At 35.3% G+C, this 13692-nt stretch carries 14 protein-coding genes, 1 tRNA gene and 1 pseudogene; 2 read left to right on the top strand and 14 right to left on the bottom strand.

The genetic code is table 11. The annotated features are described in order from the left end of the window. Positions 1–14 precede the first annotated feature (14 nt). The 9 genes and pseudogenes from UZ34_05255 to mogA form a co-directional block, all read right to left on the bottom strand. Positions 15–108, bottom strand: a tRNA-Ser gene (locus tag UZ34_05255). Positions 109–152: 44 nt separating this feature from the next. Beyond that, positions 153–1373, bottom strand: a complete 1221-nt coding sequence (locus UZ34_05250; GenBank protein AKO64773.1) for an aspartate kinase — start codon at positions 1371–1373, stop codon at positions 153–155. Continuing rightward, positions 1370–3991 carry an alanyl-tRNA synthetase gene (locus UZ34_05245; GenBank protein AKO64772.1) on the bottom strand — a complete coding sequence of 874 codons (2622 nt, stop codon included), beginning with the start codon at positions 3989–3991 and terminating at the stop codon, positions 1370–1372. Before UZ34_05245 ends, UZ34_05250 begins: the two co-directional genes overlap by 4 nt. Then, complete coding sequence (locus UZ34_05240; GenBank protein AKO64771.1) at positions 3988–4449, bottom strand: hypothetical protein; 462 nt, start codon at positions 4447–4449, stop codon at positions 3988–3990. Before UZ34_05240 ends, UZ34_05245 begins: the two co-directional genes overlap by 4 nt. After that, positions 4433–5485 carry a recombinase RecA gene (locus tag UZ34_05235; GenBank protein AKO64770.1) on the bottom strand — a complete coding sequence of 351 codons (1053 nt, stop codon included), beginning with the start codon at positions 5483–5485 and terminating at the stop codon, positions 4433–4435. The genes UZ34_05240 and UZ34_05235 overlap by 17 nt, the downstream gene beginning before the upstream one ends. Positions 5486–5529: 44 nt before the next feature. Further along, complete coding sequence (locus UZ34_05230; protein AKO64769.1) at positions 5530–6018, bottom strand: damage-inducible protein CinA; 489 nt, start codon at positions 6016–6018, stop codon at positions 5530–5532. 25 nt (positions 6019–6043) lie between these two features. Next, positions 6044–6478, bottom strand: a pseudogene (locus UZ34_05225) (hypothetical protein). Continuing rightward, the gene (locus tag UZ34_05220) at positions 6471–7421 is read right to left on the bottom strand and encodes a hypothetical protein (GenBank protein ID AKO64768.1); all 951 of its coding nucleotides are present in this window, start codon (positions 7419–7421) and stop codon (positions 6471–6473) included. The pseudogene UZ34_05225 and the gene UZ34_05220 overlap by 8 nt, the downstream one beginning before the upstream one ends. Then, on the bottom strand, positions 7418–7990 hold the full coding sequence (gene mogA / locus UZ34_05215; protein AKO64767.1) for a molybdenum cofactor biosynthesis protein MogA: 573 nt from the start codon (positions 7988–7990) through the stop codon (positions 7418–7420). The genes UZ34_05220 and mogA overlap by 4 nt, the downstream gene beginning before the upstream one ends. A gap of 42 nt (positions 7991–8032) precedes the next feature. On the opposite strand from mogA, the gene UZ34_05210 reads away from it, so the two are divergent. Continuing rightward, entirely contained in the window at positions 8033–8767 is a 735-nt protein-coding gene (locus tag UZ34_05210) for a hypothetical protein (GenBank protein AKO64766.1), read from the top strand. Here UZ34_05210 and UZ34_05205 read toward each other — a convergent pair. After that, complete coding sequence (locus UZ34_05205) at positions 8751–9245, bottom strand: hypothetical protein (protein AKO64765.1); 495 nt, start codon at positions 9243–9245, stop codon at positions 8751–8753. The two genes, UZ34_05210 and UZ34_05205, sit on opposite strands and share 17 nt — an antisense overlap. 40 nt (positions 9246–9285) lie before the next feature. On the opposite strand from UZ34_05205, the gene UZ34_05200 reads away from it, so the two are divergent. Beyond that, positions 9286–10626, top strand: a complete 1341-nt coding sequence (locus UZ34_05200; GenBank protein AKO64764.1) for a peptidase C69 — start codon at positions 9286–9288, stop codon at positions 10624–10626. Positions 10627–10637: 11 nt separating this feature from the next. On the opposite strand, the gene UZ34_05195 is transcribed toward UZ34_05200, so the two are convergent. The 4 genes from UZ34_05195 to UZ34_05180 form a co-directional block, all read right to left on the bottom strand. Then, positions 10638–11411, bottom strand: a complete 774-nt coding sequence (locus tag UZ34_05195) for an ABC transporter (protein ID AKO64763.1) — start codon at positions 11409–11411, stop codon at positions 10638–10640. A 78-nt stretch (positions 11412–11489) separates the two neighbouring features. Beyond that, a complete protein-coding gene (locus tag UZ34_05190) occupies positions 11490–12926 on the bottom strand; it encodes a deoxyribodipyrimidine photolyase (protein AKO65174.1) in 1437 nt (478 codons plus the stop codon). Beyond that, positions 12904–13368, bottom strand: a complete 465-nt coding sequence (locus tag UZ34_05185; protein ID AKO64762.1) for a hypothetical protein — start codon at positions 13366–13368, stop codon at positions 12904–12906. The genes UZ34_05190 and UZ34_05185 overlap by 23 nt, the downstream gene beginning before the upstream one ends. Beyond that, complete coding sequence (locus UZ34_05180) at positions 13369–13692, bottom strand: hypothetical protein (protein ID AKO64761.1); 324 nt, start codon at positions 13690–13692, stop codon at positions 13369–13371. It lies immediately after the preceding gene.

The raw sequence follows: 13692 nt of genomic DNA, 5'->3' as shown, positions 1-13692 counted from the left end.
ACTTTCCCTTAAAATGGCGGAGAGCGAGGGATTCGAACCCTCGATACAGGCTTAAACCCGTATGCTTCCTTAGCAGGGAAGTGCCTTCGACCACTCGGCCAGCTCTCCTTGTTCTAAATGGATATTTTAAATGAAAATCTTAAACTTCCCAATTATTGATCTAAATTAAATGCTTTATGTAGAGATTGAACTGCCATATCTAAGAGATTTTCGTCGATAAGAATAGATATCTTTATTTCGCTGGTTGAAATAGTGCTGATATTAATACCCTCTTCAGAAAGTGTTCTAAACATTTTGCTAGCAACTCCGACATGGGATTTCATGCCAACACCAACAAGAGAGAGTTTTGCAATATTAGGGTCTCCAATAATTTGTTTTGCCTTTAAATGACTTTTCATCCCTTCAAGAATTTCTAAAGTTCTATCTAACTCACTTTTATTAACAGTAAATGTAAAATCATTTTCACCTCCATGACCAATATTTTGAATAATCATATCAACATCAATATTTTGCTCAGCAATTGGACCTAGGATTTGATAGGCTAGTCCTGGGGTATCGGGTATTCCTTGAACAGTAACTTTGGCTTCATCTCGATTGAAGGCAATTCCTGAAATAATTGGATCTTCCATTTTGTGATCTTCCTCGTAAGTAATTATTGTCCCATCACCATTTTTTTCAAAACTTGATAAAACTCTTAATTTAACTTTATATTTTCCAGCAAACTCAACAGAACGAATTTGTAAGACCTTTGAGCCTAAGCTGGCTAATTCTAACATTTCTTCAAAGGTGATGGATTTCAGCTTTCTTGCGGTTGAAACAACCCTAGGATCTGTTGTATATATTCCATTAACATCAGTATATATTTGACACTCATCCGCATTGAGAGCTGCAGCAATCGCAACTGCAGTTGTATCTGATCCACCCCTTCCTAATGTGGTGATATTTCCATTTTCGTCAGCGCCTTGAAAACCAGCAATAACTAAAACATATCCATCTGCTAAATCTTTTTGGATATTTTTGGTTCCAATATTAATGATTCTTGCTTTGGAGTGCGCATTATCAGTCAGAATTTTTACTTGCGACCCTGTGTAGCTTTTCGCTTTAATTCCTCTTTCCTGAATTGCTAGGGCTGTGAGACCGATAGTCACTTGTTCACCTGTTGAGACTATAACGTCAGATTCTCTGGGACTTGGTTTTTTACTAACATCTTTAATTAATTGTAAGAGCTTATTTGTTTCACCTGACATTGCAGAGACAACAACAACTACTTGATGGCCATCGTCAACAAATCTCTTAATGCGGTCTGCAACCGCATTTATTCTTTCTGGATTGGCAACTGATGTGCCACCGTATTTTTGTACAATCAAGCTCATGAATTTAATAGTTTTTTAATCTTAATTAAGGCTTCTGGTAAATCATTGATGTTTTGACCCCCAGCCATTGCCATATCTGGCTTTCCACCACCATTACCACCAACCATGTTTGCAAGTTGGCTGGCTATTTTACCAGCATGGAATTGATTTGTGATATCTTTTGTGACACCGACAGCGATATTAATCTTACCTTGATTGATTGTTGCTAAGATGATGATGCCAGATCCAATATTATTTTTTAGGTCATCTATCAAAGCTCTCAGTTGAGGTATCTCCATACTATCAATGCTTGTTGAAAGAACTTTAGTCCCATCAATCACTTCAATTTGATCTAAAAGATCATTTTTGGAAGCATTGGTAATTTTTTGTTTTAATTGAGCAATGGTTTTTTCTTGAGTTTTTACTTGATCAATCACCAGCTTTATTTTTTCAGCTACATCATCTTTTGTAGTTTTTAATTCTTTAGCAGTTGCATTCAACAGCTGGTTTTGTTTATCAATAATTTGAATTAAACTCATCCCAGTGGTTGCTTCAATTCTCCTCACACCTGATGAAATTCCGCTTTCATTCAAAATCTTAAAGAGTCCAATATCTCCAGTTGCATTAACGTGAGTACCACCACAGAGTTCTTTACTATTCCCAATTGTTAAGACACGCACTTCATCATCATATTTTTCTCCAAAAAGCATCATGGCCCCACTTTTTTTAGCTTTATCTAAAGCCATTACTTCTGCAGAGGTTGGGTTATTTTGAAGAATTTCGTTGTTTACAATTTGTTCAACTTGTTGAATTTCTGTTTCGCTCAGAGCGCTAGAATGTGAAAAATCAAAACGCGTTCTTAACTCATTCACAAGAGACCCTTTCTGTTCAACATGATCGCCCAATACAGTTTTTAATGCCTTGTGAAGCAAATGGGTGGCTGAGTGATTTCTTTTGATTGAATCTCTTCTAACATGATCTACCTGGCATAAAACAGGATCTTTTATCTTTAATTGTCCACGAACCAATTCACCGATATGAAGGATTACACCATTAGGCAGTTTCTGCGTGTCATGAACAATAAACTCAGCTTGATCATTAAAAATCCTTCCAGTATCGCCTACTTGACCACCAGATTCAGCATAAAAAGGAGATTCTTTCACCACTAAGTTACATGCGCTATTTGCCGATACTTCAACCGCAGGTTCATTGTTGAGAATAATTGATTCAATGGTTGAGAATTCTTCATTGTGCGTGTACGCCAAAAACTTTGTTGGATCGATATTAATGACGATCGAGTCTTTTGCTTTAAATTGGGAAGCATTTTTGGCTTTGTTTTTTTGTTCAGCCATATTTTGATCAAAACCTGTCTGATCAATAGTAATGTCATGTTCTCGACAAATATCAGCTGTTAAATCTATTGGAAATCCATATGTGTCATGCAGTTTAAAAGCTACCGAGCCGCTTAACGTAGTCGATTTATTTTTTTTGGTTAGGTTAATTTCTTGCTCGAGGATACTCATACCATTAGCAATGGTTTCAAAAAACTTATCCTCTTCTTGAAGTGTCGTTTTTTCAATTTTCTTTATATTGGTTAAGAGCTCAGGATAGGCTTCTTGCATATTTTTAGCAAGACTATTCAGTATGGGCATTAAAAAAGATTCTGTTGCGCCCAGTTTATAACCATGACGAATTGCGCGTCTTAATATTCTCCTTAAGACATAACCTCTTCCATCATTGGAAGGTTGGACACCATCATTGATTAAAAAGGCAATGGACCTGATATGATCCGCAATCACCTTCAAAGATGAGTGAGATAAATCCTTACATTTTAGAGTTCGAGCGGTATCTTGAATTAAATTTTGAAACAAATCAATTTCATAATTCGAATGAACAGACTGTAAAACAGCTGATATTCTTTCAAGACCCATTCCAGTGTCGACGGAAGGTTTTGGTAATGCTTCCATTTCTCCATTCTCATTCCTATTGAATTGCATGAACACTAGGTTCCAAATTTCAATAAAACGATCACCATCTTCATCTTTGCTTCCAGGAGGCCCTCCTGGAATGTCTGCACCATGATCATAAAAAATTTCACTGCATGGACCACATGGTCCAGTATCACCCATCATCCAGAAATTATCAGAGATATACTTTTCAGATTTGTCTGCAATTTTAATAATTTTTTCAGTTGGAAGCTTTATAACGTTTTTCCATATATCGTATGCCTCTGCATCTTCATGGTAAACGGTTACCAATAGTTTTTCCGCTGGTATTTGGAATCTTTCAGTTAACAATTCCCATGCGTATTTAATCGCTTCTAATTTAAAGTAATCTCCAAAGCTAAAGTTACCAAGCATTTCAAAAAACGTGTGATGTCTTGCTGTGTAGCCGACATTTTCTAAATCATTATGCTTTCCACCTGCTCGGACACATTTTTGACTGGTTGTTGCGGTTGTGTATTTTGGTTTTTTATATCCAAGGAAAAAATCTTTGAATTGGTTCATGCCAGCATTGGCAAACAGTAAAGTTGGGTCATCGCTTGGAACTAAGCTACTCGAAGAAACAACCGTGTGTCCTTTTTCCTTAAAAAAATTAAGGAATATTTCTCGTATTTGGTTACTGGTTAATGATTTCATTTAATAATCTTTTTTATAGTATCGAAAGTAAAACCTCTATTTTGCATAAACTTTATTTGTTTGTTTTTTTCATTTAAATCTGATGGTAGAGATGAATATTTCCTCTCCCAGACCATTCTTGCAGACTCGTATTCCTCGCCTCTTAACACCTCAATAAATTCTTCAATCAAAAAATCATCAATTTCTTTTTGTTTCAATTCATAACTAATTTTTTGAAGACCGAACTTTCTTTTTTTCGAGTTAATGTATGATTCACAAAATCGATAATCTGATTGCAGGCCTTTTTGTTTGAGTTCTTCGACTATTTGATAACAGCTATCTAGATTCAAATCTAATTCATCAGTAGCGAATGGTTTAATTTTATTTACCAATTCGACAAAGCCATATTCTCTTTTAGCGAGATAGTAAAGAGCTCTATTTTTTAATCTTTTGAGAGGATCATCAGCTTGCATCTTCATCAACTGCGTCTTCATCAGTTTGATTCTCGACAATCATTTTTGAGTTAGCAAGATTTGCATTCGCCCTGATTTGGTCTTCAAGGCTTTTTGAGATATCAGGATTTTGTTTTAAATACTCTCGAACATTATCTTTCCCTTGACCAATTTTTTCACCATTATGGCTGTACCAAGCTCCGGCTTTTTCGATCAATTTTAATTTTACACCTTGCTCAATAATTTCCCCTTCCAAGGATATACCCTCGCCGTACATTACATCGAATTCTGCCTGGCGGAAAGGAGGGGCGACTTTATTCTTGACGACTTTTACTCGCGTTTCAGCACCAACAACTTCATCACCTTTTTTAATTGCACCAATCCTGCGGATATCAAGCCTTACAGATGAATAAAATTTTAACGCATTACCACCTGTGGTCGTCTCAGGATTCCCAAACATTACCCCGATCTTCATTCGAATTTGATTAATAAATATGACTAGGGTATTAGTTTTTTTAATATTTCCAGTGAGCTTTCTCAAAGCTTGTGACATTAATCTAGCTTGTAAACCCATATGAGAATCACCCATATCGCCTTCAATTTCAGCGCGTGGAGTGAGGGCTGCAACCGAATCCACCACGACCACATCAACCGAACCGCTTCTGACAAGCATGTCTGTAATTTCTAGGGCTTGTTCACCTGTATCAGGCTGTGAAATAAGAAGGTCGGTCAAATTAACACCTAGTTTGGCAGCATACTGTGTATCGAGTGCATGTTCCGCATCTATAAAGGCTGCTGTGCCGCCTGCTTTTTGAGCAGCTGCAATTACAGATAGTGTTAGGGATGTTTTTCCAGATGATTCAGGCCCATAAATTTCAACAATCCTTCCCTTTGGAAGACCTCCGATACCGAGGGCTATATCTAAACCTAAAGAGCCTGTAGATATTGCTTCAATGGATTCATCTATTTCCGTGCCATCCATCTTCATTACAGAGCCTTTGCCATATTGTTTTTCAATTTGGGCCATCGCGGCTTCTAGCGCTTTTTGTTTATTTTCATCCATTATTTTTATACCCTGAGATTTAATTTAATTGACTTGTAATTATTTCATATTTGGTCACTAAAAGTAAGTTTATCGAGCTCTTCAATGATAAAACTTACCGTCTGTTCTCTGATCGTAGACCTTTCTCCTGATAGCTCTAATTTATAGTCTTTTAATACATTTTCCTTAAAAGCAAAACATACATGAACAGTACCAACCGGCTTTTCTGGAGACCCCCCGTTAGGTCCGGCAATCCCTGTGATTGAAATAGAAAAAATAGCCCTTGAATTTTTTTGGACTCCAATGGCCATTTCTTGAGCTACCTCTCGACTGACAGCACCAAATTCTTCTATCGATTCTTTATTTACCCCTAGCATTCTTACCTTAGACTCATTGCTGTATGTTATGAACCCACAATCAAACCATGCAGAGCTCCCTGATTCATCAGTAATTTTCTTTGCAAATAAACCACCGGTACAGGATTCAGCCACACCGAGGAGAAAATTTTGATCGATAAATTTTTTAGAAATATTTTGAAGCTTATTAGATGACATAAGATGAGGCCATTTGTGTAATTATCAAGGCAAAAAGAGCTGCGCCAAAGTCATCTGCAATCACCCCGACTGCCCCTGGTAATTCTTCTAATTTACTTATTGGCCAAGGTTTTAAAATATCAAAAAAACGAAAAAGAATAAAACTGATTAGATAAAGCAAATAATTATTTGGTAGAAGAATGAGAACAACCAAATAGGCAATAATTTCGTCGATTACTACACATGAGGGATCTTTGATTCTTAAAGACTGAAGCGTTTTCTTTACGCTCACATAGCTAATCATAAGAAGTATGAAAAATATAAATAACTGGTATTGCAAATCGAGTTTATAAAGAAATAAAAAGTAAATGAAAGTCACCAAGGTCCCTAAGGTACCCGCCCCTTTTTTTATCAAACCGGCACCAAATCCTAGTGCAATAAAATGCCAAATATTACTAAATAAAAATTTTAAGTTAACCAAAGTGAGTAAATCCTTCCTTACTTAATTTTATTTTTTTACCATGAAGTGAATATTCAATTTTTTTATCCTTAGTTATCTTTCCAATCATGGCACCCTTAAGGGTGTGTTTCTTTAGTAAATTTTGAATTTTGTTATGATGTTTATGTGGGACAGTCATTAAAATTTGGTAATCCTCACCACCACACATTGCTAGTTCATATTGATTATTTTCCATAAACCATTTATGCATAGGAATTTCGTTAATTTCTATTTTGGCTCCTACGGAACTGCTGTTCAGAATATGTTTAAGATCTCCAACCAAACCATCAGATAAATCAATAGCTGAATTAATCATTGATTTCGTGTCTTGAATGAATTCTAAAGGGGGTTGCGGCTTGAGAAATTCTTCTTGGGATCTTTTTTTTAAACAGTTTGAAATAGATTCTTTATACTTAGGCAACAGGGAATGTTGATTAAAATGTAATGCAGCATAACCAACCTCATTAGTCACCCAAATTTCATCCTCTGGAATTGCCCCGCTTCTTTTTAAAACATTCTTGGAGGATACATTTCCCGTAATAGCAATTGAGATTGATGTGGATCCTTTATTCGTATCACCACCGATGATTTCAATATTATATTTTTTAGCACAAGCCTTAATTCCTTTGGTGAATTTTGCAATCCAATTTACATCAAGACTTTTTAGGGAAATTGAAAGGAGGGCATAGCGAGGTTGACCACCCATTGAGATTATGTCCGAGACATTCACAGCAAGTGACTTCCACCCCAAATAGTATGGATCAGAATCTCCCGTAAAATGATGACCAATATTTAAAGTATCCATAGATATTGCCATCAACTCATTTTTATTTAATGGGATGAGGGCAGCATCGTCACCAACACCTAATACTGCATGCTTGCTTGTGAAATTAAAATATTTTTTTATTAAATCAAATTCATTCATTTTTTTGGCCTAAAAGCCTTAACGATATCGTCATTCGTTTTAATGATTGGGCCTCCAATGAGCTCTATACAGTATGGTACAGCAGCAAATATTCCTGGCACAGTTGTTTCATTATTTTTATTTTTTAAACCTTCAAGAGTCTCTTTGATTGCTTTTGGTTGTCCAGGAAGATTGATAATAAGAGCCCTATTTCTTATCACAGCAATTTGCCTGGACAGAATGGCGGTTGGCACAAAATTAAGACTAATTTGTCTCATTTGCTCACCGAACCCTGGCATAATCTTATCTGCAACAGCCTCGGTGGCATCTGGTGTCACGTCTCTTTGACTAGGACCAGTTCCTCCAGTGGTGAGGATTAAATGACATTGGTCAATGTCTGCTAAATCAATTAATGTTGATTTAATAAGTTCAAATTCATCCGGGATTAGTTTTTCTATAAAAATAATTTCATCAATAATCGCCTGTTTGCACCATTCTTTTAGGTGGGGTAGACCCAGATCCTCATACTCACCTTTTGTTGCTCGATCACTAATTGAAACTAAACCAATCTTAATGAATTTTTTTCCCATATAAAAGTCAGATTTCTTGTTATTAATATCAAAGAAGACACCATGAAAAAATACATATTTGCGCTCCTCACTTTTTTTATTTTACCAAATCTATATGCCGAGAATGTGTTTGAAAAAAATTTTCAACAACAAGGCGACAAGAATCTTAAATCACTTAATCCAGATCCTCAAACTGAAATTTACAGAGGTTGGGATAAAGACAAAGACAATATAATGATGTTAGAAGAAGGGTATGACTTAATTGGCTTTTCATCTTTTGCTGGAACATATGTGCCCCCTGCAGAAGCGTTAGATTTTGGTAAGCAAATTAAAGCGGACACTTTGCTTGTTTATGATCGTCAAATCAATGAGGCAACTCGAGCCACAGCAATTAAGAGGGCAAGAGAAAATATTAAAAAGAAAAAATTAGATGATGAAGGAAAAATTGAAGAAATCATCATCGATCCGAATGATCTTGCTGATTCAGATGCAATGTTTGATTTTTACGTATCCTACTGGGCAAAATTACCAAAACCCCTGTTTGGAACCCACTTAATAAGTTTTAAGGAAGATGATGAAAGATATGAAGACGGTGGCTTGTTTGTTGTAGCTGTTATAAAGGATTCTGCTGCAGCGAATTCAGGAATCGAAAGAAAAGATCGAATCATGACTATCAATGGAATCAGCTTAAAAGAGCCTAATGAGTTTATCGAGGAATTGATAAAGAATAAGGGAAATGTTGTAGAAATTGCATATATGCGAGATGGCAACTTAAATAATATTAAGGTGCAGATCTAATTTTTTTTATATCAGCAAGAATGATTCGATATAAGTTTCTGTAATTTTTACTTTTCTTGTCAGATTGAAATTCTTTGCGAGCAGCATTTATTGTTTGGTTTAAATTGGTCAAGTCAGGTTGGAATTCATTGATGTATTCATTCAGTACTGATTGATCATTAATGAGTTTGTCTCTCCATAACTCTGCCTCATGTTCGAATTTGACTTGAAGTCTTGAGAAGGCTTTTAAAGTATCCATTTCTTGAGTGACATTTGCAAGATCGAAGTCTCGCAATAGTTTTCCTAAAAACTGTGCTTGCCTTCGCTTTGCACTATTTTTTTTTATCTCTTTATAAAAAATAATAGCTTCTATTATTTCGTCACTTAAGGATAGCTCTTTTATTTTATGATTTGGAAGATTAGATATTTCAATACCAAATTGTTGTATATCATCAGCTTCTTTTTTTAATTGAGTTTTACTTTTTATTGAATCTTCCATATGATAACGAGCAATATTATTAGTTAGTTTTAGGATTTTTATGCAAAATGAAATTCTTGGTTACACCGAAGAAAAACTAAAAAATCTTTGTGAAGACATTATAACGCAGTCAAAGAAACTAGGCGCCGAATCTGCTGAGGTCGATGTAAGCATCGCATCAGGTAAAAATTTAACTGTGCGCAATGAAGATGTTGAAACGTTTGAGATAAATAATGATAAAAATGTAACGTTAACCTTGTATCAAAATGGAAGAAAAAGTGTTGTCTCTTCTTCTGATTTTTCAAAAAAAACCATGCAACATTTAATTGATAATTCGCTTAATATGCTCAAGGTGACTGAGCAAGACCCATATTTTGGTATCGTTGAACAAGATTTACATCCCAAAAAAACAAGACCAGTAGATATTTTTTATCCACAAGAATTAAGTTTTGATGACATGCTAGAAATTGCCAAAAAAACGGAGTCATCCGCTAAATCATATGATGAGCGAATTACTAACTCAGAAGGTGCCACCATTAACTATAGCTCCTCCGTATTCATGTATGCCAATTCTAATCAATTCTTTGGCGGTTTTCCCGGCTCAAGATACTCGCTTTATTGTTCAGTCATAGGTTCAAAAGACCAAACAATGCAAAGAAGCTACGATTATTCTAATGTCAGAGATTTTCATGACTTAAAAAATCCAACCCAACTCGGCGAAGAGGCGGCAAAAAATACGATTGATCGACTAAACGTTAAAAAAATTAAGACGGGAAACTATCCAATTATTTTTCATAACACCATTTCTGATGCGATTATAAATCCAATCTTGTCAGCCGTATCAGGAAGAAATTTATACCGACAAAATTCTTTTTTACTGGACACTGTTGGAACAAAAATAGCATCTGATCGATTAACTATTTCAGAAAAGCCGCTGTTAATAAAAGGCCATGCATCAACTTATTTTGATGATGAAGGGGTGGAGGTTTTTGATAATACCTTAGTTGACCGGGGCATATTAAATCGTTATTTGTTATCAAACTACTCTGCAAAAAAATTAAATCTTGCAACTACAGGAAACGCTGGGGGAACACACAATTTGATATTTGAGCATCACAATATTTCTCTCGCTCAAATGATTAAAGACATAAACAAAGGGTTTCTTATCACTGAATTGCTTGGGCATGGGGTAAACATGGTGAACGGTGATTTTTCCAGGGGAGCGGCTGGCCTTTATATCGAGAACGGTGAGATTCAGCACGCTGTTGAAGAAATTACCATTGCAGGAAATTTAAAGGATATGGCGATGGACATTGTCAGTATTGCAGATGATGCGAATTATAATAGCTCAAAATATATTGGCTCAGTATTAGTTGAAAAAATGGCTGTAGGAGCCAGTTAGAAATTTGTAGATTAATTATTAGCGGTAGATGAAACTAATTCTTCTTCAGTGAATGGCTCATAACCGTCCGATAATAAATTTTCATCATCATAATCAACAGATCCATCAGAATCATTTACAAGACTGTCGCGATATTGCAAATAAGCATCACGTTGGAATGCATAAGGGTCTATTGAAGCCTCTTCAAGGATATCAGAAGCATTCAGTAACTCTGTTCTAGCATCAATGAATTGACCTAGTCTAACTTGGTTTCTGGTTCTTACGTCGCTGATGTAACTGATCGGGTCAAAATACAAGGTATCAGCAACTAATCCAAAACCATCTCTAACGGTAGATGGTCCAAAAAATGGAATAACAATATAAGCCCCTGATCCGACACCCCAGTGACCCAGTGTTTGACCGAAGTCTTCCTTACGTCTTTCCCCACCGGTCATCGTATGTACATCGACGAAGCCTAAAATACCAATGGTTGAATTAATGGCAACTCTACTCGCATCATTCAAAGCGTGTTTGACTTTGAATTGGAGAAGGTCATTAATGACCGTAACAATATCTCTAATATTATTAAAGAAATTATTAATTCCCTTGACAACAAAAGATGGGGCTACTGCTTTATATCCTTTGGCTACAGGTTTAGCTACAGTGTCATCAAAAGCAGTATTGAATTTATAAATCCCTCGATTCATTGACTCCAATGGGTCTGGATTATTGGTAGTTGCGCAACCCCCTAAAAAAAGGATTATTACCATCAAAATGAGATTTTTTAAGACATTACTAACGTTCATCTTTGTTATTATCCATGAATTTAAATATTAAATCTTAATGACATTAAAAATAAGTAAATGATCAAATGAAATATTTGATTAATGTTGTTTTTTTACAACATTATTGACATGCTCAAACATTTTTAATGCTTTTGGTCTTTGAGTGGCATGGTCAATGATTGGTTTTGGATAATCCTTTGGAGTGAATTTAGCATGAGGCTCGTGAATATTTTTTTTATCAAATTCACTTAATTCGGGCACGTATTTCTTTATAAACTTCCCATCACTGTCAAATTTTTGTGACTGGAGTAGTGGATTAAAAATTCTAAACCATGGCTGGGCATCGCAGCCAACTGAGGCTGCCCATTGCCAACCGCCATTGTTTGCAGAAAAATCATAGTCAATTAACTTTTCTTTAAAATATTCCTCACCCCATCTCCAATCAATCAATAGATCCTTAGTTAAAAAAGAAGCAACGATCATTCTTAATCGATTGTGCATATAGCCTGTTGTATTTAATTGTCGCATGGCTGCATCCACAATCGGAAATCCTGTCATGCCTTGCTTCCATGATTCAAAAAAGGACTCATTATTCTCATATTGCAAATTATCGTATTGTTGTTTGAAGGAGTGACCATCTTGTACATGAGAAAAGTTAACAATAATCTGAAAATAAAAATCCCTCCAAATCAGCTCGTTTAACCATGACTTTGATCCTGGTGTTGAATAATTTTGTAAACAGATATTAGCTATTTCTCTGATGGAAATAGTTCCAAATCTGTTATGAACAGAGAGGTATGACACTCCTTTGATGGCAGGAAAATTTCTTGTTTGGTCATAATCCTCAAGCCTACCTTTAAATTCATTAATTTGCTTTTGTATATCCTGATGAGTGGTAGCGATTTGAAAAGATGAGATATTTGAACTATCGAAACCAATATCATCAAGTGTTAAGGTTTTTTCGATGGTAAATTTTTCAAAATTAATATCATCTAGTTGGTATAGGTTTTCACCTGAGCCACTTGTTAGTAGTTTTTCAAGATGATTATTTCTGTAAGGTGAGAATACAGAGTAATGCGTATTGTTTTTTGTCACAATCTCATCTGCTTCGAAGAGAACTTGATCTTTGAAAGAATGAAATGTTTTATTTAATCCTGATAATTTATTTTGGACATCATGATCACGATTTACACCATATTTCTCGTAATCTCTATTTACAAAAACAGCCTCAGCATTTATAGACTCCGCTAGTTTAGGTATTTCGTGGACAGGATCACCAAACAGTATCCAGATGTCAGAACCATATTTTTTTAGAGTTTGCTTGATGTCTTGTAATATTTGATAAATAAAATCGACTCTCTGATCATTTTTATTTTTTAGTTTACTCAAAATATTTGTATCGAAAACAAAGCAAATGCTGGTCGAGTTTGATTGAGAAGCAGCCTCATGTAAAGCAGTGTTGTCATGCAGGCGGAGATCTCTTCGAAGCCACACTAATGATTTTGAAAAAGACTTATTCACGATGGTATGGGAGATTATTAATAATAGAATACGATCTATAAATTTGTTCAATTAAAAAGACTTTAACCAACTGATGTGGCAAAGTTAAGTTCGATAGACTCATCACCATGTTGCTTTTATCAAGAATAGCCTGGTCCAGTCCATCAGCACCACCAATAATAAAATTTATATTTGAATGATTTAACATGATTTTTTCTAGCTGTTGAGACATCTCAACAGATGAAAAAGTTTGTCCTTTTTCATCCAAACTAATAACAAAAGCATTGCTATCAATTTTTGAAAGAATGTTTTGTGACTCAAGCTCTTTCTTGATTTTAATATTCTTATCTTTTGATTTTAACTGAAGATTGATCCACTCAATCTTTGAATATGCAGAGACTTTGTGTGAGTAGGATTTAATTAGATGATTTATTTCTTTACTAGGTTGTGAACCAATGCTGATTATTTTGATAATCAATTATGATTGCCAAAGTTCTTCAAGATTAAAATAAGCTCTCGTGGTTGGCAGCATGATATGAACTAGAACATCATTGAGGTCAACTAAGACCCATTCCCCATCTCCTTCACCTTCGATATTTGTCACACTTTTGCCAATATCTTTAAGAGTGTCTTTTAAATGCCTGGCTAATGCTTTGGTTTGTCTATTTGAATTGGCAGATGCAATGATCATATAATCAGCAATGGAGGTTTTTTTTCGTACATCAATCACAGTAATATCAAACGCTTTAATGTCTTCTAGAGAGTTGACTATGATTTGATTTAATTTTGTTCCTGAAGTCAA

Source organism: Methylophilales bacterium MBRSF5 (assembly GCA_001044335.1).
In the GTDB taxonomy this organism is placed as follows: Bacteria; Pseudomonadota; Gammaproteobacteria; order Burkholderiales; family Methylophilaceae; genus BACL14.
This window is presented reverse-complemented; position numbering and strand designations above follow the sequence as displayed.

Coding starts and splice junctions, on each gene's coding strand:
- UZ34_05250 (AKO64773.1), bottom strand. CDS start 1,373: ATGAGCTTGATTGTACAAAAATACGGTGGCACATCAGTTGCCAATCCA.
- UZ34_05245 (AKO64772.1), bottom strand. CDS start 3,991: ATGAAATCATTAACCAGTAACCAAATACGAGAAATATTCCTTAATTTT.
- UZ34_05240 (AKO64771.1), bottom strand. CDS start 4,449: ATGAAGATGCAAGCTGATGATCCTCTCAAAAGATTAAAAAATAGAGCT.
- UZ34_05235 (AKO64770.1), bottom strand. CDS start 5,485: ATGGATGAAAATAAACAAAAAGCGCTAGAAGCCGCGATGGCCCAAATT.
- UZ34_05230 (AKO64769.1), bottom strand. CDS start 6,018: ATGTCATCTAATAAGCTTCAAAATATTTCTAAAAAATTTATCGATCAA.
- UZ34_05220 (AKO64768.1), bottom strand. CDS start 7,421: ATGAATGAATTTGATTTAATAAAAAAATATTTTAATTTCACAAGCAAG.
- mogA (AKO64767.1), bottom strand. CDS start 7,990: ATGGGAAAAAAATTCATTAAGATTGGTTTAGTTTCAATTAGTGATCGA.
- UZ34_05210 (AKO64766.1), top strand. CDS start 8,033: ATGAAAAAATACATATTTGCGCTCCTCACTTTTTTTATTTTACCAAAT.
- UZ34_05205 (AKO64765.1), bottom strand. CDS start 9,245: ATGGAAGATTCAATAAAAAGTAAAACTCAATTAAAAAAAGAAGCTGAT.
- UZ34_05200 (AKO64764.1), top strand. CDS start 9,286: ATGCAAAATGAAATTCTTGGTTACACCGAAGAAAAACTAAAAAATCTT.
- UZ34_05195 (AKO64763.1), bottom strand. CDS start 11,411: ATGAACGTTAGTAATGTCTTAAAAAATCTCATTTTGATGGTAATAATC.